This is a genomic window from Salinimicrobium sediminilitoris, from assembly GCF_020866905.1.
GTDB lineage: Bacteria > Bacteroidota > Bacteroidia > Flavobacteriales > Flavobacteriaceae > Salinimicrobium > Salinimicrobium sediminilitoris.
In genome coordinates this window covers 728768-748788 of the sequence record NZ_JAIVCC010000005.1, presented here as the reverse complement: position 1 = coordinate 748788, position 20021 = coordinate 728768, and the positions used below count along the sequence as shown (strand labels likewise).

The 20021-nt window shown below is 40.7% G+C and carries 23 protein-coding genes; 3 read left to right on the top strand and 20 right to left on the bottom strand.

Annotated features, from left to right (window positions below; genetic code table 11):
• The first annotated feature begins 178 nt into the window (after positions 1-178).
• From LA313_RS08455 to LA313_RS08445, 3 genes are all read left to right on the top strand, one after another.
• Entirely contained in the window at positions 179-685 is a 507-nt protein-coding gene (locus LA313_RS08455; protein ID WP_228914247.1) for a nicotinate-nucleotide adenylyltransferase, read from the top strand.
• 203 nt (positions 686-888) lie between these two features.
• Positions 889-1092: a dodecin family protein gene (locus tag LA313_RS08450; protein WP_228914246.1), complete on the top strand. Its 204-nt coding sequence runs from the start codon at positions 889-891 to the stop codon at positions 1090-1092.
• Positions 1093-1251: 159 nt separating this feature from the next.
• Positions 1252-2097, top strand: coding sequence for a mechanosensitive ion channel family protein (locus tag LA313_RS08445; RefSeq protein WP_228914245.1), 846 nt, complete (start codon positions 1252-1254; stop codon positions 2095-2097).
• Positions 2098-2170: 73 nt separating this feature from the next.
• Here the strand turns inward: LA313_RS08445 and tsaB are convergent, their stop codons facing one another.
• The 20 genes from tsaB to gcvH all read right to left on the bottom strand — a co-directional run bounded on the left by tsaB (position 2171) and on the right by gcvH (position 20001).
• A complete protein-coding gene (gene tsaB / locus LA313_RS08440) occupies positions 2171-2827 on the bottom strand; it encodes a tRNA (adenosine(37)-N6)-threonylcarbamoyltransferase complex dimerization subunit type 1 TsaB (RefSeq protein WP_228914244.1) in 657 nt (218 codons plus the stop codon).
• Positions 2828-2844: 17 nt separating this feature from the next.
• The gene (locus LA313_RS08435) at positions 2845-4107 is read right to left on the bottom strand and encodes an efflux RND transporter periplasmic adaptor subunit (protein ID WP_228914243.1); all 1263 of its coding nucleotides are present in this window, start codon (positions 4105-4107) and stop codon (positions 2845-2847) included.
• A 3-nt stretch (positions 4108-4110) separates the two neighbouring features.
• The gene (locus LA313_RS08430; protein ID WP_228914242.1) at positions 4111-5547 is read right to left on the bottom strand and encodes a TolC family protein; all 1437 of its coding nucleotides are present in this window, start codon (positions 5545-5547) and stop codon (positions 4111-4113) included.
• A 59-nt stretch (positions 5548-5606) separates the two neighbouring features.
• Positions 5607-6728 carry an efflux RND transporter periplasmic adaptor subunit gene (locus LA313_RS08425; protein ID WP_228914241.1) on the bottom strand — a complete coding sequence of 374 codons (1122 nt, stop codon included), beginning with the start codon at positions 6726-6728 and terminating at the stop codon, positions 5607-5609.
• 24 nt (positions 6729-6752) lie between these two features.
• The gene (locus LA313_RS08420) at positions 6753-8015 is read right to left on the bottom strand and encodes an ABC transporter permease (protein ID WP_228914240.1); all 1263 of its coding nucleotides are present in this window, start codon (positions 8013-8015) and stop codon (positions 6753-6755) included.
• A 2-nt stretch (positions 8016-8017) separates the two neighbouring features.
• Entirely contained in the window at positions 8018-9262 is a 1245-nt protein-coding gene (locus tag LA313_RS08415; RefSeq protein ID WP_228914239.1) for an ABC transporter permease, read from the bottom strand.
• Entirely contained in the window at positions 9255-9956 is a 702-nt protein-coding gene (locus tag LA313_RS08410) for an ABC transporter ATP-binding protein (protein ID WP_228914238.1), read from the bottom strand. The genes LA313_RS08415 and LA313_RS08410 overlap by 8 nt, the downstream gene beginning before the upstream one ends.
• A 114-nt stretch (positions 9957-10070) precedes the next feature.
• Positions 10071-10298 (bottom strand): hypothetical protein, encoded by a 228-nt coding sequence (locus LA313_RS08405; protein WP_228914237.1) that lies wholly within the window; start codon positions 10296-10298, stop codon positions 10071-10073.
• A gap of 4 nt (positions 10299-10302) precedes the next feature.
• Positions 10303-10836 (bottom strand): DUF420 domain-containing protein, encoded by a 534-nt coding sequence (locus LA313_RS08400; RefSeq protein ID WP_228914236.1) that lies wholly within the window; start codon positions 10834-10836, stop codon positions 10303-10305.
• On the bottom strand, positions 10826-11563 hold the full coding sequence (locus tag LA313_RS08395) for an SCO family protein (RefSeq protein ID WP_228914235.1): 738 nt from the start codon (positions 11561-11563) through the stop codon (positions 10826-10828). The genes LA313_RS08400 and LA313_RS08395 overlap by 11 nt, the downstream gene beginning before the upstream one ends.
• Positions 11564-12217: a hypothetical protein gene (locus LA313_RS08390; protein WP_228914234.1), complete on the bottom strand. Its 654-nt coding sequence runs from the start codon at positions 12215-12217 to the stop codon at positions 11564-11566.
• Positions 12218-12294: 77 nt separating this feature from the next.
• Positions 12295-12657 carry a cytochrome C oxidase subunit IV family protein gene (locus LA313_RS08385; protein ID WP_228914233.1) on the bottom strand — a complete coding sequence of 121 codons (363 nt, stop codon included), beginning with the start codon at positions 12655-12657 and terminating at the stop codon, positions 12295-12297.
• A gap of 18 nt (positions 12658-12675) precedes the next feature.
• Entirely contained in the window at positions 12676-13656 is a 981-nt protein-coding gene (locus tag LA313_RS08380; RefSeq protein WP_228914232.1) for a cytochrome c oxidase subunit 3, read from the bottom strand.
• A 46-nt stretch (positions 13657-13702) separates the two neighbouring features.
• Positions 13703-14284, bottom strand: a complete 582-nt coding sequence (locus LA313_RS08375) for a cytochrome c oxidase subunit 3 (RefSeq protein ID WP_228914231.1) — start codon at positions 14282-14284, stop codon at positions 13703-13705.
• Entirely contained in the window at positions 14275-15177 is a 903-nt protein-coding gene (gene cyoE, locus LA313_RS08370) for a heme o synthase (RefSeq protein WP_228914230.1), read from the bottom strand. Before cyoE ends, LA313_RS08375 begins: the two co-directional genes overlap by 10 nt.
• 115 nt (positions 15178-15292) lie before the next feature.
• Positions 15293-17404, bottom strand: coding sequence for a gliding motility protein RemB (locus tag LA313_RS08365; RefSeq protein ID WP_228914229.1), 2112 nt, complete (start codon positions 17402-17404; stop codon positions 15293-15295).
• 124 nt (positions 17405-17528) lie between these two features.
• Entirely contained in the window at positions 17529-18245 is a 717-nt protein-coding gene (locus LA313_RS08360) for an energy transducer TonB (protein ID WP_228914228.1), read from the bottom strand.
• Between the two features lie 213 nt (positions 18246-18458).
• Positions 18459-19184, bottom strand: a complete 726-nt coding sequence (locus LA313_RS08355; RefSeq protein WP_228914227.1) for an energy transducer TonB — start codon at positions 19182-19184, stop codon at positions 18459-18461.
• Between the two features lie 33 nt (positions 19185-19217).
• The gene (locus LA313_RS08350) at positions 19218-19655 is read right to left on the bottom strand and encodes a VanZ family protein (protein WP_228914226.1); all 438 of its coding nucleotides are present in this window, start codon (positions 19653-19655) and stop codon (positions 19218-19220) included.
• Positions 19621-20001 (bottom strand): glycine cleavage system protein GcvH, encoded by a 381-nt coding sequence (gcvH, locus tag LA313_RS08345; RefSeq protein ID WP_228914225.1) that lies wholly within the window; start codon positions 19999-20001, stop codon positions 19621-19623. The genes LA313_RS08350 and gcvH overlap by 35 nt, the downstream gene beginning before the upstream one ends.
• Positions 20002-20021: the final 20 nt, after the last annotated feature.

Genomic DNA, 20021 nt, shown 5'->3' with positions numbered 1-20021 from the left:
AAAATATGAATTATTTATAGAAAGGCGGGAAAACCCATGGTTAATATAAATGCAAAACCCGAATGGTAATACTCAAAATAATTATATAAATAACTTTGTTTCAGTTAGTTATAAATATTAACTTAGTATAATAACTTAGTTTTAAACAACTAAACAGTACTAACTAAAATATTCAGTTATGAAAAAAGTGCTTTCAATATTATTCCTTTTTGGAATAATGAGTCCGAATTTTGCTCAGATTACAGAACCTGAGGAACTCAAAGAAGTAAATTTGGTTGCGGTAAACTATAAATATCTGGATGCCGTAACTAATGAACAGGTTGCCATACCAGTGAAAAAGCTGTCTGAACATGTTGCGTCGTATGATATCAAATCGTCAGAGATTTACCATGATGATTATGATACTTATGAGGTAAGTTTTTTTATACCTGAAGGGTCTGTGCTCGCGGCTTATGACAGGGATGGTAAATTAATTAGAACCATTGAAAGATATAAGAATGCAGGGATCCCAGATGTCGTTCGAAAAAACGTTATGAAGAAATATCCCAACTGGTCAATTTCAAAAGATGTTTATCTTGTCAATTATCACGATGAAAGAGGAAGTGATAAAAGATATAAATTAAGGCTGGAAAACGGAAAAGAAGTTATCAGGATTAAAACAGATGAAAGAGGGAATATTATTTAAAAAATAAAAATAATTCCAGACTGGCCCTCAATAAGTGTTTAACTTTTGAGGGCTTTATATATCTCAATCTTTTCATTAATTCCATAGGCAGGTTCTTGCCAAAAGAAAAGGTTTAACAATTTCTTGGAAATACTTTGCATAGGAAATTTGTATATTGATAATCAATCGATTAAAACAAATACTAACCTTAAATTAAAAGAATTATGGCAGTAATGAAAGTACTGGAGATTATGGCGAATTCTGACAAAAGTTGGGAAGATGCCGTAAAAAATGCAGTGAAAACAGCAGCAAAATCTGTAAAGAATATAAAATCTGTATACGTTAAGGATCAAACAGCAAATATAGAAGGCGATAGTATTACAGACTACCGGGTGATCGTTAAGATCACTTTTCAAGTAGATGCCTAAGTTACAGGCATAATTTAATTAGTTAATTAAGCTCTCTTCGGAGAGCTTTTTTATTTCTGCAAACTTTCCTTCCCATACTTCTTTCACATAATTTTAACAGTTCCTAAACGCATAAAAATGACCGATTCTGCCACCTTTGCAGTAAATCATGTAAAGTAGATGGAGAAAATTACCGATCTTAAAACCATAACTGCAGAATATTTCCAACAATTCTTAGGCTTTCTGCCCGATCTCCTGGGAGCAATCCTATGGCTGGTCATTGGCTGGTGGCTAATTAAATTAGTCATTGGTTACCTTAAAAAGTTCTTTGACAACAAAGGCCATGATCCAGCTTTAACCAAATTTCTTTTGAACCTGGCAAATGGGGCGCTTGTAGTACTACTACTAATTAGTGTGGTAGGTATGCTTGGGATTGAAACTACCTCATTTATTGCCATTTTAGGGGCCGCAGGTCTGGCCATTGGTTTGGCACTGCAGGGTTCTCTTTCAAATTTTGCCGGCGGAGTTTTGATCCTTTTGCTCAAACCATTTAAATTAGGAGACTGGATTGAAGTAAATGGTATTTCGGGTAGTGTGAAAGATATTTCTATGTTTTACACGAGACTCAACACCTTTGGAAACCAATTGGCCATAATTCCTAACGGCGAACTGTCGAATGAAAATATTGTAAATTATTCAGCTGAAAATACCAGAAGAGATGCCATCACCATTGGAATTTCTTATGACAGCAATATCAAGGTAGCTAAAGACGTTCTTTTGGAGCTGCTCAAAGAGCAGGAAAACATACTGGAAGATCCTGCTCCCGCCGTAGTGGTCACCGAACTGGCAGATAGCTCTGTAAATCTTTCGGTTAGGTTCTGGGCCAAAATTGAAGATTTCTGGGATTGCCACTGGTATACAATTGAAGAAGCTAAAACACGTCTCGAAGCTGCCGGTATTTCCATTCCTTTCCCGCAGCGCGATGTACATTTCTTTAACCACAGCAAAGAATCTGCTACAGAATAAAACCAGGGTTTAGAACAAAAAAAAGGTTCCAAAAATTGTCATTTTTGGAACCTTTTTTTTGTTATTTTTTTGGCTACCCTGCCATAAAATCTTTAAGATAATATGGCTCAAAGTAGGCTACATCCTCAAATTTTTGCTTCTGAAACTTTTCTGCCGCCAGGGTTACCATTTCTCCGGCAGAAGGTAACTTCCCTTCAATAAAGGTAGCATTGGGATGTTCACATATCTTACTGAACTTCTCCACTCCACTCCCAATAAAAGTTACCGCAGCATTTTCCAGATATTCCAAAAATGAATCTGAATTTAAAATTTCTGCGCGGGTATCAAACACCTTTTTATATTCTGCGGTAAATCCGGTGGTATAGACTTCCATCCTTCGGGCATCCAAAAGAGGAATAATGAAACCATCTTTTTTCTGCTTTACCTGTAGAGCGAGAGACTTTAAAGTAGGGATCGAGATAAGGGGCAGGTCTAAGGCAAAACAAAGGCCTTTTGCAGCCGAAACTCCAATTCGTAAACCCGTATAGGACCCGGGGCCTTTGCTAACAGCAATGGCTTCCAGATCGCCGGCCTGCACATCATTCTCCTTAAGGATCTCCTCAATGAAAAGGTGCAGCCTTTCGGCATGTGAATAATTACTGCTGTAGTCTTCTTTCAAAGCCAGCAACTTCCCTTTATTCTCCAGTGCTACCGAGCAGTTTGTGGTAGCTGTTTCAATACATAGAATCACCCTCGCAAGTTAACGATTTATTCGGTTTCATTTTTTACTTCAACTTTGTCCCCGGGTTTAAGAACTTTGGTGACGGTATTATATGGGCCCGTAATGACCATTTCGCCTGTCTCCAGACCTTCTTTGATCTCAATCCTCGCATCATCCTGTATCCCTGTTTCAACAACACGTACCTTGGCTTCGTCACCTTCCTTTATGTAGACAGTTTCAAAAAGCTCCTCGGGAGAGGCTTTATCTTCTTCCTTGTCACGGCTGCCCGCAGTTGTATCAGCTTTCACAACCACCGCACTAATAGGCACGGCAATCACATCGTCGCGACGATTGGTGATAATGTCTACGGTAGCAGTCATTCCCGGTCTAAAAGGAGAAAAATTTTCAGGTTTTCCTTCGAGCAGGTGGTCATAAGATTCTTTAAGTATTCTCACTTTTACCTTAAAATTAGTCACTTGATCGGCCGTAGCTGTAGCGTTGGCTGAGTTTGAAATTTCTGTAACCACTCCTTGGAATTCCTGCTTGAGATAAGCATCCACCTCAACTAAAGTAGAATCCCCTATTGATATCTTTACTATATCATTTTCATTAACATCTACCTCAACTTCCATATCGTTAAGATCAGCCACTCTTAGAATTTCGGTACCCGCCATTTGCTGTGTACCCACTACTCTTTCTCCAAGCTCGGCATCAAGAGAAGAAATGGTTCCACTCATTGGCGCATAGATGTTAGTTCTCCCCAAATTTTCCAAGGCTTCGTTGACACTGGCTTCGGCACTTCTTACGTTGTAAAAAGCAGCTTGTCGAGAAGCCTGTGCTACTTCATAGGAAGAAACGATCCTATCCCATTCGGCCTTGGAGATAATTCCCTTTTCAAAAAGGGTTTTATTTCGCTCATAGTTGGCTTCAGCTTCTTTTAAGGAAGCTTCTGCCTGTGAAAGGCCAGATCTTATATTCTGAAGTCCCGCACGGGAACGTTCAAGGCTGGACTGGTAGATTTCAGGATTAACACGCACCAGCAAATCCCCTTTTTGAACCTGCTGCCCTTCTACTACTGGAAGCTCTATAATTTCTCCTGAAACTTCCGAGGAAAGCATTACCTCAACCTCGGGCTGGATCTTTCCGGTTGCCGATACTTTTTCAATAACATCAAATCTCTGTACTTCTGTAACCTCAACTTCTTTGAAATTACCCGATTTCCCAAACCATCCTGCTTTTTTGCCTACCACGAGCAAGACAATGATTAAAACGGTAATTCCGGCAATTATATAAATAGTTTTTTTCTTCATTACTTAGAATTTAAGGTCTGTGATTGGCACTCCAAAATACAGTTCCAACACTTTTAATTTAAAAATATAATCGTACTTAGTTCTTACCACTTCGCTTTCTGCGTTCTCCAGATTAAATTTCGCCTGGCTAAAGTCAAAAGCATTAGTCATCCCTACATTATAGCGTTCTGTAGCGTACTCATAAGCCAATACCTGGGCTTCCCGTGCCACCAGTGCCGCCTCGTAGGCTTTTAAAGCACCGCGGGCATCTGTATAAGCCTGGTAAACGTTAGCCTCAAGATCAAGCCTCGTCTGCTCCAGTTGATACTCAGATCTCAGTACATTTACTTTTCTTCTTTTTACCTGATTACGGGTGCTAAATCCATTAAAAATAGGCACACTAACCTGAACCCCATAAGAGATACCATCGTTAAGCTGAAGTTGTTCAAAGAAGGGAAGGGGATTTCCGATTTCGGTGACCATGTTCGGCGCCACAACAATTTCTTCGGTTGCCTCTACAAAACCTATCTGGCGATAAGGCTCATCGGGATCAAGACCTGCAGAAATAAATCGCCCGGCACCAGATTCTCTTGTATTGTAATTAAAGAAGGCACCGAGAGTAGGCCAGTAAGCCCCACGAGCTATCTCAAGCTCCTTTTCTGCCAGTTCTGTATTCATCTCGGCAACTTTCACTTCGTAACGCTCCTCCTCGGCAGCATCAATCACCTGAGAAACCGGCATTTCCAGGACCTCACTTCCAAAAACTTCGTAGTCTCTGTCGGCAATGTCAAAGTTTTCATAATCTTCAATAAGAAGCAATTGAGCTAAGGAGACTAAAGAGATCTCGATCTGGTTTTCGGCCACGATCATTCGCTGTACCTCATTTGCAGAAGTAGCTTTTATCTCCAGTAGATCACCCCTGGGAAGGGAACCTGCTTCTACTAAAGCCTCAGCCCTCTCCAGTTGCTCAAGGGTTATTTGATGCTGTGCCTGGATCACCTTAAGACTTTCTTTGTTAAAGAGTACCTGCAGGTAAGCATTGGCCACAAAAAGGGCAATATCATCCTTCATTTGCTCCAGGGAATATTCACTGGCCAGTTTTGCCATTTTAGCGTACTGGTATTGCTTAAAATTTCTTAATCCGTCGAACAGGGTTAATCCCGCTGTAGCTCCTGCGGAAAAGTTCCGCGTGGTTTGGGTTTGAAGAATACCTGTAGTAACATTTTGGGTAAGTCCCGTATTCCAGGAATTGGAAGCCGAAGCATTCAATCCCGGCAGGAAGTTTCCGAAAGCATCAGATATCTGAATATCTGCCAGCTCCACATCAAGTTGTGACTGCTTTACGCTTATGTTGTTGTCAAGTGCATATTCAATACATTCCTGAAGTGTCCATTCTTTTTGTTGCGAAAACCCTAAAAAGGAAGAGGAAAGGAAAACTGCAGTTAATAAAAATCTTTTCATAATGGTAGTTGTAAAATATAAGTCTTCTATGAACCTTTTTTGTTACACAAAGACACAATCTATTGCACCTGTGCAGTTGGCCCGGCTGGTTTTAATTGATTCCAAACTTTGATCTTGTCATTTGCGGTAATACCGTTCTTGATTTCTACAAAAATACCGTCACTCACTCCCAACTCAACTTCTCTGCGTTCAAACTCCTGGTCCCCTGTAGCCACTTCAACAAACGGTTCCTGTGTCTTAGGATCAAACTGTATCAATGCTTCACGCACTGCAAGCACATCCTCGGCCCGTGCGAGAATGATCGAAGCATTGGCGCTCAATCCTGCCCTGATAAAAGTTGTATCGGCCTTATCTAAGGTGCCTTCAATATCAAACTGAATAGCCCCGTTTTCCTCAACTCCTTTAGGCGCAATATAATCCAGCACAGCATTAAAAGTTTTGTTCTCAATGGCTCCTACAGTCACTTCCAGCGGAAGGGCTTCCCTTATTTTCCCCACTTCACTTTCATCTACCTTCCCTTCAAAGATCATCTCATTTACATCGGCCAAAACAGCGATTGTAGTTCCATCATTAAAGTTGTTACTTTCTATAACCTGGTTTCCAACCTTAACAGGAACATCCAGCACCATACCTTCCACTGTAGAACGAATCATGGTATTGGCTGCACTTCCCAACCCACTGGTTGTTCCTGTGCGAACGATCTCATAATTTTGTTGTGCAGACCGGTAATTCTGCTCTGCACGTCTATATCCAACCTGCGCATTATCGAATTCATTGGCAGAGATCACACCTTTTTCAAAAAGGGATTTTTGACGTTCAAAATTTTTAGTTTCATTATCAAAGTTGATCTTCGCAGTCTGCACTGCGTCTTTAGCACTCTGCAGGGAAGAAACATTTGGGATCACCCTGATTTTAGCGATCTGATCCCCGGCCTTGATGCGATCCCCGGCTTCGATATATATTTCTTCAATAACTCCCGAGATATTGGGCTTGATCAAAACTTCTTCTTTAGGAACAATATTCCCGGTTGCCACTGTCTTTTTCACAATGGTTTGTTCTGAAGCCTGCTCGGTTTCGTACACCGTTGGATCCTCCTGATTTTTAGCATACAGGTAGTACAATGCACCGGTAAAAGCTACTGCAATTACAACCAGGATCAGGATAGTTACAACTCTTTTCATTCTGTTACTTATTTGTATTTATTGTTATTCTGTTCTTAAAGCATCTACAGGTTTCACCTTAATCGCGTTTTGAGCCGGAATCAAACCTGCCAGCAATCCCGATATTACAAGGATACCCAATGCCACCATTACTACCCCAAGATCTACGCTGGGGTTGAGGAACATCATTTCTGAAGTATCCATTCCACTTAGTGCCTGGTTCACAAGAGCAATCACTCCTGTAGCGAGTACTATTCCCGCCATTCCCGAAATAATTGTAAGGAAGATAGACTCCATAAGGATCTGTCCTCTAATAGCCCAGGGTGTAGCCCCAAGAGCACGTCTCACTCCAATTTCATTGGTGCGTTCTTTAACCACGATGAGCATGATATTGCTTATTCCAATTATCCCGGATAAAAGCACAAGGATTCCCACGAAATAGGCGACGCTTTTTAGTGCGACAAATAAACCGTTGATCTTGTTATACTCTTCATAAAGATCAAAATTCCCAACTGCTCTGTCATCTTCAGGATGTATGGAATGCCTGGATTTGATGACGTCCAGCACTTCCCCTTTTAATTCGGTAATTGAAGAGCCATCCTGGGCGGTGATCGCCATCCACCCTACATTATTCCCCTGATTAAAGGCCTGAGAAAATGCAGTAAATGGCACGTAAATTTGTTTTTGATTTTCTTCCGAATTACCGTTGTTCCCCTTCTTTTTATAGGTACCAATTACCATGAAGTTTACCCCATTGATCTTAATGTAAGTTCCAAGTACCTCTTCTCCCTGCTTGTACAAAACCGTTCGAACCCCATCCCCAATAACAGCCACTTTCCTTTTATCATTAATATCTGAATAGTTGAGAAACCTTCCTGAGGTAATGTCCATGGGTTCCTGCTGTATTATCTCGGGATAATCACCATATACGTTAAAAGCACCGGTATTGAGCCCTCTTACAACATTGTTTCCACCGCCAAAGCCTCCCAATTGATTTCGTGGGGACACGAACCTCATATTTGGTACTTCGCGTTTTATAGCTGCAACGTCATCAATCTTGAAGTTATATCTTCTTCCTTTAGGTAAACCTTTGTACGGTTTGGAGGTAACCTGCGTCCACATGAACATGGAGTTCGTTGCCATTCCGCCAAAACCCTGCTTCACCCCGTTTTCCAAACCTTTTCCGGCAGCAAGCAGGATCACGAGGATAAATATCCCCCAAAGCACCCCAAATGCGGTAAGAATGGTTCTAAACCAGTTGGCGCTAAGGGCTTCCAGTATTTCGTCCCAATTATCTCTGCTAAACATGCTTATTCATCTCTTAATGCGACAATAGGTTTGATCCTGGCTGCCCTGTAGGCAGGAAAGAATCCCGCGAGTGCTCCGGCAATCACCAGGATGAACACTGTAGTAAGTGCAATCCCAAAATTCACCGAAGGATTTGTAATAAATTCTGTTTCTATCATTGGTCCCACCAGCTCAAGCAGGGCAAGACTTCCAATTAGTCCTACCAGCCCGGCAATGGCAGTTACAAAAATAGATTCGTGCAGCACCATCCCCACTATAGACAAAGGTTCTGCTCCAAGAGCTTTTCGCACGCCAATCTCCCGGGTGCGTTCCTTTACAATTATGAGCATAATATTACTAACCCCCACGATCCCGGCTATTATTGTGCATATTCCTACTCCCCAGAAGAAGTACTTGATCATGTCCATGAGGTCGTAAAACCGCTTTGCATTCTCAAGAGAATTATTAATATTGATAGCACGGTCATCTTCGGGAGCTACACTGTGTTGTTCCTTTAAAAATGCCTCAAGTTCTGAAGAAAATTTATTTGACGCAGCCAGTGCCGCTTCGAAATTGTCCTGTTTATCAAGGGTAAAGGCCATATTGTTTATGTAGTTCTGACCATAAAAGACCCTTTGTCCGGTTGACAGAGGCACGTATACCCTGTTTTCCTCACGTTCCCCTCCGGGATCTGTGAAAACCCCTATGACCTTGAAGTTAATTCCCGAGATTTCGACGTATTTGCCGATAGGATCTGCCTCTTTAAAAAGGTCATTTTTTACCCGGTTCCCAATAACGGCTACTTTTTCATAATTCTCATGGTCGGTGTAGTTAAGATACCGGCCTTCTGTCATAGTACTGTTCTCAAGGAACTGGTAGTCTGGAAGCACCCCTTCTACCCTGTATGATCCAGATTCCTTTTTAAAGGTAACCACCCCATTCCAGATCCTGTAAACGGCAGATTTGTACTCGAGCTCATCAATATATTTCTGGGCAGTAGTTTGATAGTCGGTGTTCTTTAGTCTTATCTCCCGCCCGGGATTCAAGCCTTTATATTCTACAGAAGTTCTGTTTGTCCAGATATAAAGAATATTGGCCGCATCCTGCTCAAATTGGACGCCGATCCCGTTCCTCATGCCCTGGCCAATACCCAACAAGACGACAAGAATGAAGATCCCGGATGCTACCGAGAGCCCGGTAAGAAAGGTCCGCAATTTATTCTTACGGATAGTTTCGAAGATCTCCTCCCAACGTTCCAGATCAAACATACTGCAGTGCCTTTACCTGATCTACTTTTTTATCATCTATAATTACACCATCCTTTAGATTGACGATGCGTTTTGTCATTTCGGCAATATCATGCTCGTGGGTAACGATCAAGATCGTACGCCCTTCTTCGTTGATCTTTTGAATGAGGTCCATCACCTCATAAGACGTTTTGGTATCAAGCGCACCGGTAGGCTCATCGGCCAGTAAAACTTTAGGATCACTGGCAAGGGCTCTGGCTATTGCAACTCTTTGCTTTTGACCTCCCGAAAGTTCGTTGGGATGATGTTGCGCCCAGGGACTAAGACCTACTTTATCGAGGTATGCCATTGCGCGCTCAATTCTTTCTTTGCGCTTCATACCCTGATAATAAAGGGGCAAAGCGACATTATCAAGAGCTGTCTTGTAATTTATAAGATTGAAAGACTGAAAAATAAATCCCAGAAATTTATTCCTGTAGCGGGCTGCTATTTTTTCATTGAGATTTTTGATAGGAACTCCGTCGAGCGTATACGTGCCCGAATCGGCCTCATCAAGCATTCCCAGGATGTTGAGAAGTGTGGACTTACCGGATCCGGAAGACCCCATAATTGAGACAAGTTCTCCTTCGGCGACATTAAAATTTATTCCCTTTAGGACGTGCAGGGAATTATTTCCGGTCTTATAGGACTTGTGCAAATCTTTTATTTCGATCATACCGGTCTCTTTCTTTTAATTAGAGGGGGGCAACCATTAGACTTGCAAAAAGGGGAAATGTTACAGTTTTAAGAAAAAGATTCAGAAAAAGCACATTTTTGAAAGAAAAGAATGCTATTCTTGGGTACGGGTCTTTTTCCGGGATTTCCAAATAAAATAGGCTATACCGGCCATTAAAAGGTAAGGAAAGATCATGAGATACAGGATCCCGTCATTTATACCTTCAGCAGCCGATTGGCTTTCTCCACTCTCAAGAACAGCCCGACACATTGCACACTGGGCTTCTGCATCAAAAGAAAGAGCCAGTATTAAAAATGCACTAAGTAAGATTCGTGTTCTCATAATATTAATAATAGGGAGCCATAAATAAATATACCAACACTCCTGTCACAGCTACATATAACCATATTGGAAAAGTATAGCGGGCAATTTTACGATGTTTTCCCACCTCTCCTGTAAGACCGCGGTACATGGTGAACAAAACCAGGGGAACAATAATTGCCGAAAGCAGGATATGCGTGATCAAAATAAAGAAATAAATATATTTAAGTACACCTTCCCCACCATAAGGCACAGGCTCATTGCTTATTTTGGAGATCACATAACTCACTAAAAAAACTGCCGACAGGAAAAATGCTGAAATCATTAAATTTCTATGCCACGCCAATTCTTTTTTTCTCATTGATAAATACCCTGCAATGAGTAACAGGGCAGTAAAGAAATTAAGAACAGCATGAAACAGAGGGAAATTATTGAAATTTCCTCCCAATACATCATACCTCTCGGGGAGGTACATTAAAATTAGCACAAGCACGGGAACCAAAATGGAGATCACCAAAATGGCCGGTACCATCACCCTATCGGACTTCCTATTTATCATTGACAAGTTTTTTAGCATCTGCAATCAAAATATCTATTTGAGGTTCTTCCTCACCGGGTTCCACTATAGATTTACGCGGCACAGACCCACGGTAATAAATGATAGGATTTCCATGTCGGTCCTTTCGCGATCTTATATAGCCTTCTTTGTCAACCAGTGCAAAATAACCGGAGTGGGCAAAACCTCCCTCGGCATTTTCATCTTCCCCGGCGTAAATATTGAATCCAGAATTCGCGAGATCGTAAATTTCTTCCCGCTTCCCGGTCAACAAGTGCCAGTTTGGATGGGTTATGTTATTCAAGGCAGCATACTCTTTTAAAACTCCGGGAGTATCATGCTGTGGGTCTATGCTAAAGGAAGCGATCCCGAAATCATCATTTTTAGCAAAAACATCCTGCACCTGGACTAAATTTTCTTTCATAATAGGACAAATAGTAGGACAGGTAGAAAAGAAGAATTCTGCTATATAGACTTTACCTTCATAATCTTTATTGGTAATAGTATCCCCGTGCTGATCTATGAATTCAAATGCGGGAACCTTCTTTTTTTCTTGGTTCACCATAATATACTCCAGCTCAATATTTTCTGAAGCACGTTCTTCCTGTCCATCAGACCTATTGGAAGAGACCACTTCCCGTTCGTTTATCCTGTCGATAATCTCGGGAACAACTATGATCCCAAAAATTAAGATCACGAAGGAAATTCCTATGTAGGAGTAATTTTTCATTTATTTCTCGGTATTCTCTCTGTTATATTTCTTTAGTGCCAGGCGATACTCTGCAAGGATAACTTTTACGTCATCATTCATTTTGTTGTTGAGTACAAAAATAGAGCCAGTATCGTAGCCATAGAGTTCATTCCCATCGTCGTCTTTGTCCCTGCCACGCAGCTTTCCTTCCTTATCAATAATAAATACATTGGGAGTAGAAAGATCACCGGTCAATTCAAGATCGGTATTGAGACTGTCAAATAACGCGTTGATCTCTTCGGAAGTACCTGTGACAAATTTCCACTTTTTAAGATCTATAACTTTGGAAATTTTATCCTGAAGCTTTTCAACTTCAGCCTCACTTCCCGAAGGTATTACAGAAACAAACTGGAAGTCCTTAAATTCCGCATAGCGGTCATAAATTTTTTCAGCAAGATGATAGGCATTGTTGGAATATTCAAGTGGCTCACCACCTGGAAAACCCAGAATGGTGATCTTGCCATCAAAGCTCACCTCCTCCTCTTCATCTTCAAGACTTCTGAAGGATTCCAACTGATAAATTTCCTGCGTAAGCACAGGCAGACGTGCAAAATTATTGACTCCTGAAGCGAAGAACAAATAGGCCCCAAGGGGGAGTGCAAAAAGCACAAAAATGACAAAGAATTTTTTCATGTTATCTTTTACGGAAAGATGTGCACAAAAATAAAAAAAGGCGGTTTTAAAACCGCCTTTTCCTAATGTTTTAACTTTTAAAAATCCCAGGCTACCTGCCCTCTTTTCATTACCTCATGAACGTAATCTCCTTCGGTTAGGAGAATGAAAACCAGGTAAACAATGAGAAAACCCGCAGTCCAGACTACAGAACGTCTTAGTCCTTTCGTCTCACCTTCCATGTGCATGAAGGCCCAGGTAATATAATATGCTTTCCAGATGGTAAGCACAATAAAGATCCAGTTAATTAATTTTAAGCTTATAAAGTAAGTATCTGTTAGTACCTCGGGCTTGATGATTCCCAGAATTACCTCCACAATGGTAATAACTGAAAGAATAATAAATACGGTCCAGATCCTTTTTGTATTCGATTGGTGTGCGTGTGTTGTATCGTGTGCCATTTTATAATGTATTCCAGATTATACTAAATAGAAGAAAGTAAATACAAATACCCATACAAGGTCTACAAAGTGCCAGTACAGTCCTACCTTCTCCACCATTTCATAATGCCCTCTTCTTTCGTAAGTCCCAATAAGAACATTAAAAAAAATAATGATATTGATCAAAACTCCTGTTAAGACGTGAAACCCGTGGAATCCAGTAATAAAGAAGAAGAAGCCTCCAAATAAAGGATTACCATATTCATTCTTTTGAAGATTAGCCCCTTCAATAATTCCAATTCCTTCGTTTTCAAGTTTAGCTAAAGACTCCGCTCTGGTAAGCACAACCTTCTCTCCTGTCTCAGTCAACTGCTGAGTCCTAATATGCAGGTTTGGATTAGCCGCAAATCCCACAAGCACGTCTTCCATCGTAAAGCGTGGTAAAGTAGGTTCGTCTACAAACCACAAGGCATTAGAACGTGTTTGTTGTAATCTCTCTGTTGGTGCAGCAACCACAAATTCATCTAGAGCAACACGATGTCCTTCATCATTTACTACCTGCAGCACATTTCCACCCCTGGTTTCAACTGCCCCATAAGTACCCTGAATAAAATTTTTCCATTCCCATGCCTGCGAACCAAGGAAGACTATACCTCCAATAATGGTTAACAACATATAAAAGGTCACCTTGGATTTCTTCATTTGATGCCCTGCGTCTACAGCCAAAACCATAGTTACAGAGGAAAAAATAAGGATAAAGGTCATTAATGCCACATAGTACATTGGCGCCTCTACTCCGTGCAAAAAGGGAAAGTGGGTAAAAACCTCATCGGCGATAGGCCAGCTTTCAGAAAATTTATATCGGGCAAAACCGTAAGAGGCAAGAAATCCCGAAAACGTAAGCGCATCTGACAATATGAAGAACCACATCATCATTTTTCCATAGCTCACCTTTAGAGGTTGATTTCCACCACCCCATGTTTTTCCTTCGGTACCTGTTCTGGTCACAGTCGCTTCCATAGAAAGAGTTTGATTTTTAAAGTATGGGCAAAAATAGGTTTTTTATTTATCTAAAGAAATATAAAAATAAAAACAGGTAAATCCAAAGGGCATCCACGAAGTGCCAGTAAGTAGCACCAAGTTCTAATCCAAGTGTTTGCCCAGCATAATACTTTTGTTTAAAATGGTTATAAATTATCACCAAAAGCACAATTATTCCTCCTAAAAGGTGGACTAAATGCGATCCTACGATCAAATACAGAAAGGAAGTAGTAACGCTACTCGCACTCCCTGTGAAGAAATATCCCGATTCCAGCAGCTCATTAAAGCTCATAAATTGCAAAACAATGAACCCGATGCTAAGTAATAAAGTCGCAACAAGACTTGAAGTAGCAAGAGAATGATTGTTCTGCTTCACTGCTTTTATGGCAAAATGAAAGGTAATACTACTTAAAAATATTACCAAAGTACTCCAAATGAAGGTGACTGGCAATTGAAGTTCAGTAAGCCAGTCCGGTCGCTTGGTACTTACTACATAAGCACTGGTAAGTCCCGCGAACATCATAGCCATACTTATGATCCCAAACCACAGCATCATCTTTTTTGCCCGGCCCTGCTTGTACGCTTGGGTTCCTTGTGTTAAATCCATACTCGAATTAATTTATCTAATACATATATAATTTGCAGCAGAGTGATATATGAAACACTTGCCAGCATAAGTTTTTTAGCCGATTTTTCATCTCTCTTCCGGTAAAGCTGTACGGCATAAAACAACATTCCCATTCCCAGAAGAAGTACAAGTACCGCAGAAAACGGCGTAATATACAGTGCCCCTGTCATCCCGGTTACGGGTATTAGAGAAACTATTACAGTCCAAACGGTGTATAAAACGATTTGTACCGCAGTACCCTTATCCCTTTTCCCCGTGGGTAACATAAAGAAACCACCTTTAGCATAATCATCATACAACCACCAGCCAAGGGCCCAAAAATGCGGAAATTGCCAGAAGAATTGTATCATGAACAATGTTCCCGGCTCAATACCAAAATCTCCCGTAGCTGCAACCCATCCTAACATAAAAGGGATGGCACCCGGAAAGGCACCCACAAATACAGATAGTGGGGTCTTGGTCTTAAGAGGTGTATAAACACTTACATAAAGAAAAATACTGATCGCCCCAAACATTGCTGTTCTGGGATTGATAAGATATAGAATTACCAGCCCCAGTACCGTGAGGGAACTTGCAATAATGAAAGCAGTATTAACCGACATTCTTCCTGAAGGAACAGGACGGTTACTGGTCCTCTTCATTAAAGAGTCAAGATCCTTTTCAAGGATCTGGTTATAGGCATTTGAGGCTCCAACGAGGCAATACCCTCCAATCGACAACATGATCACTGTGAGGAGATCAACAGATTCTGCTCCTAAAAAATAACCGGCAACCGAAGAAAAGACTACACTTATTGCCAGTCTCATCTTGGTAACCTCCTTTAGATCGCTTACCAGAGAAATTGCAGGACTATGTACTTGGGTGTTTTCCAAAAAAGGGAATTTTGGCGCAAAGATACTTCTTAATTGTTTTCTACCAAGTCCACGAAGACGTTAAATTAATAATCCCAAAAAAATATAGCTATTGATTCTCAATCCATTATAGAACTTACATATCAAAGTACCAGTTAAAAATATCTGTCCGAAGCCCAATATTTACCCAGTATGTGGTATTATCAGAGTGCTCTACAGTATTAATTTCAGGATCAAAATTGCGGTAAATAAAGCTGCCGAAAAATTTAAGATTTGTGGCAGGATTTATAATGTAGCCAATTTCAGTTTGAGCAAAGAATGAATCTGTATTATTTCCCTGACCAATCCTTACGCCTGTTTCCAGAGGGCGTTCCTCCTCACTGCGGTAGATATTTCCGCCGTAATAATCACCATTTTCTGAAAAGTCAAAACCACGTTCCCCGTATATCGCCTTCACATGACCATAATACCTTCCGCTTTTATATCGGGCAATAGCCACAAGCTCCCTAAAATTAGCTCCCCATAAATGCGCCATGGATTGGTTTGTATGACCATAATTGAGCGTAATAGTGTTGTGAGAATAGGTGTAAGGCCGCACCTGATTGTATTCCAGCTGCAGGTGAAGGTTCTCTACATTAAAAGCGTTAAAATATTTTGTCCCTAACTGAAATCCATGTTTATTCTTCCAGCTTCCCTCTCCCCCAAAAACATCACTGGAAGAAAATTCATCAATAAGCCACTGGCCATAAGTAAGGAAACTGTTATTCCACTTATACTTCCCGGTAAGGCCGATAATGGCATTTCCAGCCTGTCCCCCGGTCGAAAATTCAATAGCACGGTAGAAGATCACCGGGTTTAGGTAATTGAGATCAAAGCCGCGGTTGTTGTCATTCTCCCACATTACAGATTCAAAAAAGCCAATATTAAGTCTCTTTGTCACATTGTAACTCAGGTAATGGTTGGCCATAAATTTTGTGCGGTAGGAGTCCTCTCCCGTAACTTCGGGCCGTACATCACGCAAAGACATCCACGTGTTAGTGTATTTTATCTTCCAGAAAGTGGTGTTGAGCTTAAAAAAAGGATATGGAGATGCATTATCACTCAACAATAGTGACCTATAACCGTCCCCAATAAAATTTTTGCCATGGCCAAACTGCAAATTAAAGAATTTGCCGGGGCTGTAGGAAAGATAACCCTCGGCGACAGGATAGTCATAGGCCTGCCCCATGAATGGCTTGGCAATTCCACGCCCGGGAATAATAGCCGCACCTTCAGAACCAGGTCTTATTGATTCGGCATAATGATTAAAATAATCTGCAAATCTTCCCTGGTTCTCATAAACTACAGAATAAAAGCTAAAATTTTTACCGAGTCCACCCTGAAAAATGGCAGCCCTTGTATTATTGTAGGTAACATCCAATTCACTGTCAAAGTCTTTCCCCACCTGCAGGTCAAGAGCAAAATCTACTGTGAACCAGTAATCTTCACCTTGAAATCTAAAAAGATGCTCATTCCAAATTTTTCTCCCGACCCAAGAGTCTACAGGCTTTTGAAGCGCGGCAAGCTTAGCCTCAAAATTGTAATAAGGCTGTACTTCCGAATAGAGAAAAGGCTTGGAGGAAGTGTGAAAATTAGTCCCTACCCTGTTCACCTCATCTTCAAACCTACTGTAAAGTTCGTGCGATAGAGGAATATTGATCTCACTTTCAAACCGTGGATTACCAATGTCCAATGATTTGATTTCATCATACTCTTCTGTCACTTCTTTTCGTACAACAGGAGCTGCTACTTCGGCCTTTACAACTTCTAATTCCTCGTTATATGTGGGTGACACAGCTTCCTCTTGTTCAAAAGGAATTTTAACCGGCATACGGAACTGCATATTAATTGGCCTGCTGTTGTAGGTAGCAGGAGAGATCTTCGGAAGGGTCTTAAAAATGCGATTTATCTCCTCCTTTAATTCGGAATAAGCTGCATCGATAAAGATTATTTCAAAGTCTCCATCACGGGTGACCTCAAAAAGCACTATTACTTCTCCTCTATAATCGTCTTCAGAAATTATTTGTGGCAATTGAAATTCCCTGCTTATCTTTTGTTTTAAAATCTTTCTGAAACAACTTTCCTCCTGTTCAAACTCCACATTTTCACATTCAGAAAAACGGGGAAATCTTTCAGGATCTCCTTTAAAGGTCTGGGAAAAGGCAAGTAACGGAAGAAATATAAGGAAGAGCGTGTAAATTTTTGTCATAGCCTGCACAATGCTCAATAGATTACTGCGGAAAGATACATTATTTTAAAAACTTGAAGTATTTTCATACAATCAAAAATCCCGCAACCAGGTGCGGGATTAAAAATGGCATTTTCAAAACATTTTATTCCTGTATTCTAAAAGTGATAGGCAGTGAATATGTTACCCCTACCGGTATTCCTCCCTGTTTACCCGGAATTAATTCGGGAAATTGTAGTATAACTCTCCTGGCTTCTTCCTCAAGCTTGGGGTGAGGAGCACGAACACCAATGACCTTCACACTTCCATCTTTTTGTACTTTAAAGCTCACATAAATACGATGAAGACCAGATAGCCCCAGCTCACTTCCAAGGCTGGTATCAAAAGTGCGGCCAACCAATCTATTCACCTTTTCACTAAAACACTGTTTACGGGAGGTGTTATCTTCCAGACCTTCACAGCCGGGAAAAACAGGAACTTCTTCTACCGAGTTAATATTGTACTCCTCAACAGGCTCTTCTTTTTCAATGAAATCTACTTCGGCTACCTCCAGGATCTTTTCCTCACTCTCTGTTGAGGCGATTATATCTTCTTTTTTATCAACATCATCATCAATTACATCAACTACTTCCGCAATTTCTTTTGGTGGTTCCGGCGGTTTTGCCTCCTCGACTTTGGTCACGGGCACCATCTCATCTTCAAAAGGATCTGCCATTACAAGCTCCTCCTTAGAAACCGGCTCCGCTTCGACTCTGAATTCGATTAACTGAAAGACCAATAAAAGAGCAAGAATAAGGCCCAGCTGAAAAAATAAAATGCTCCTTTTTGCGAGATCTACTTTAGTGTTTTTCTTATTTTCCATAATATATATAAAGATTAATGATTCCTGAGGCCAAAAGGAGAAACTAAAAACATCTTTTTAGTTAATCAATTAGCACAACTTCAATAATTAAGCCAAATAGCAGAAACTTCATTAAAATATCCTACAGAAATTAAATCTTCCTACACCAAATGATCGGAAATAAAAAATCCCGCAACAAGTGCGGGATTTTCAAAAATATATTAAACGACTAAGTTAGTCCTGTACTCTAAAAGTAATAGGAAGGGAATAAAGCACCCCAACCGGTTGACCACGTTGTTTCCCTGGCTGCATCTTAGGTAGCATGTTCACTACTCTTTCTGCTTCCTGCTGTAGACGTGGATGTGGAGCCCTCGCTCCAAGAACGGTTATATTACCATTCTTCTCGATCCTAAACTGCACATAGATCCTGTTGATTCCAGAAAGTCCAAGATCACTACCTAAACCTGTATCAAATCTTCGGTTCACGAAGTCATTGATCTTTTCACTCATACAGTCCTTACGGGCCTGGTTGTTTTTCTCGTTTTCACATCCGGGAAAAACAGGTACATCTTCAATAACAGCAAACGGAACGTCCCCAATTTCTTCTTCTTCCTCAACAACCTCTACCTCTTCAACTTCCACGATCTCTTCCTGGTTAGTTTCGGTAGATTCGATCACCGTCTCTTCAACTTCTTCTTCATCTTCTACGATCTCGATAACCTCGGGTGCTGGTGGCGGTGGTGGCGGTGGTGGTGGCGGTGGTGTATTCAATTCGGTGATTGGCACATCTTCCTCTTCAAAGGCATCCATATCAACCATCCCGGTATCAATCGCTTCCTTATCATAGGTTTTCCACTCAATCGCCCTCCAGGTAATGAAAAGCATCACGATCATTCCAATCTGGAAGAACAAAACGCTTCTCCTGGATAAATCAGCTTTTGGATTTTTTTTGGGTTTCATAATTCCGTTTTAATTATAGGTTGGCTAAAATAATTAATTTTTCATTAAATCTAAATTAATCTTGGCTTTTAACCTGATTAGATATTTCCTTAAGGTCCACACAACAATTCCTGCAAGAACAACACCCAGAGTGTTAGCAAAAATATCATATAGATCCAATTGTCGATAACTCGTCAATGTATCCTGCAGAACCTCAATAAAAATGCCAAAGGCTATTGAACTTACAGAAATAATAAGAATTTTCTTAAAAAGCTTGTTTTCCTTAAAAGAAAAGAGCACAAACAACATCCACAGCAGTCCAAGACCAAAATAGGCCCCGCCGTGCATAACCTTATCACTCACCCCAAGTTCTTTAACCGGGGTATCTGCAAGATTAATGAGAGACAGGTATAGTATTAGAATCGTATAAGATACTGCAGTTAGAAGAAAAAGAAGTTTAACCTTCAACAACTTCAGTGTATTCTTCGGCACTTAAAAGATCATCGATCTGCGAAGCATCGGTAAAACGAATCTTTACCATCCAACCCTCTCCATAAGGATCTGAATTAACTTTCTCCGGCTCGTCCTCCAGGCTCTCATTGAATTCAATGATCTCACCCGAAAGCGGTGCAAACAGATCTGAAACTGTTTTTACTGCTTCAACAGTACCAAACACTTCTTCTCTATCCAGAGTTTCATCTACAGTTTCAACTTCTACATAAACGATATCTCCCAGCTCACCCTGAGCAAAATCGGTAATACCTACAGTGGCAACATCCCCTTCAATTCTCACCCATTCGTGATCATTGGTGTACTTTAAGTCTTTTGGAATCTTCATGGTTAGTTTTTTAATATAAC

Coding starts and splice junctions, on each gene's coding strand:
- LA313_RS08455 (WP_228914247.1), top strand. CDS start 179: ATGAAAAAAGTGCTTTCAATATTATTCCTTTTTGGAATAATGAGTCCG.
- LA313_RS08450 (WP_228914246.1), top strand. CDS start 889: ATGGCAGTAATGAAAGTACTGGAGATTATGGCGAATTCTGACAAAAGT.
- LA313_RS08445 (WP_228914245.1), top strand. CDS start 1,252: ATGGAGAAAATTACCGATCTTAAAACCATAACTGCAGAATATTTCCAA.
- LA313_RS08435 (WP_228914243.1), bottom strand. CDS start 4,107: ATGAAGAAAAAAACTATTTATATAATTGCCGGAATTACCGTTTTAATC.
- LA313_RS08430 (WP_228914242.1), bottom strand. CDS start 5,547: ATGAAAAGATTTTTATTAACTGCAGTTTTCCTTTCCTCTTCCTTTTTA.
- LA313_RS08425 (WP_228914241.1), bottom strand. CDS start 6,728: ATGAAAAGAGTTGTAACTATCCTGATCCTGGTTGTAATTGCAGTAGCT.
- LA313_RS08420 (WP_228914240.1), bottom strand. CDS start 8,015: ATGTTTAGCAGAGATAATTGGGACGAAATACTGGAAGCCCTTAGCGCC.
- LA313_RS08415 (WP_228914239.1), bottom strand. CDS start 9,262: ATGTTTGATCTGGAACGTTGGGAGGAGATCTTCGAAACTATCCGTAAG.
- LA313_RS08410 (WP_228914238.1), bottom strand. CDS start 9,956: ATGATCGAAATAAAAGATTTGCACAAGTCCTATAAGACCGGAAATAAT.
- LA313_RS08405 (WP_228914237.1), bottom strand. CDS start 10,298: ATGAGAACACGAATCTTACTTAGTGCATTTTTAATACTGGCTCTTTCT.
- LA313_RS08400 (WP_228914236.1), bottom strand. CDS start 10,836: ATGATAAATAGGAAGTCCGATAGGGTGATGGTACCGGCCATTTTGGTG.
- LA313_RS08395 (WP_228914235.1), bottom strand. CDS start 11,563: ATGAAAAATTACTCCTACATAGGAATTTCCTTCGTGATCTTAATTTTT.
- LA313_RS08390 (WP_228914234.1), bottom strand. CDS start 12,217: ATGAAAAAATTCTTTGTCATTTTTGTGCTTTTTGCACTCCCCCTTGGG.
- LA313_RS08385 (WP_228914233.1), bottom strand. CDS start 12,657: ATGGCACACGATACAACACACGCACACCAATCGAATACAAAAAGGATC.
- LA313_RS08380 (WP_228914232.1), bottom strand. CDS start 13,656: ATGGAAGCGACTGTGACCAGAACAGGTACCGAAGGAAAAACATGGGGT.
- LA313_RS08375 (WP_228914231.1), bottom strand. CDS start 14,284: ATGGATTTAACACAAGGAACCCAAGCGTACAAGCAGGGCCGGGCAAAA.
- LA313_RS08365 (WP_228914229.1), bottom strand. CDS start 17,404: ATGACAAAAATTTACACGCTCTTCCTTATATTTCTTCCGTTACTTGCC.
- LA313_RS08360 (WP_228914228.1), bottom strand. CDS start 18,245: ATGGAAAATAAGAAAAACACTAAAGTAGATCTCGCAAAAAGGAGCATT.
- LA313_RS08355 (WP_228914227.1), bottom strand. CDS start 19,184: ATGAAACCCAAAAAAAATCCAAAAGCTGATTTATCCAGGAGAAGCGTT.
- gcvH (WP_228914225.1), bottom strand. CDS start 20,001: ATGAAGATTCCAAAAGACTTAAAGTACACCAATGATCACGAATGGGTG.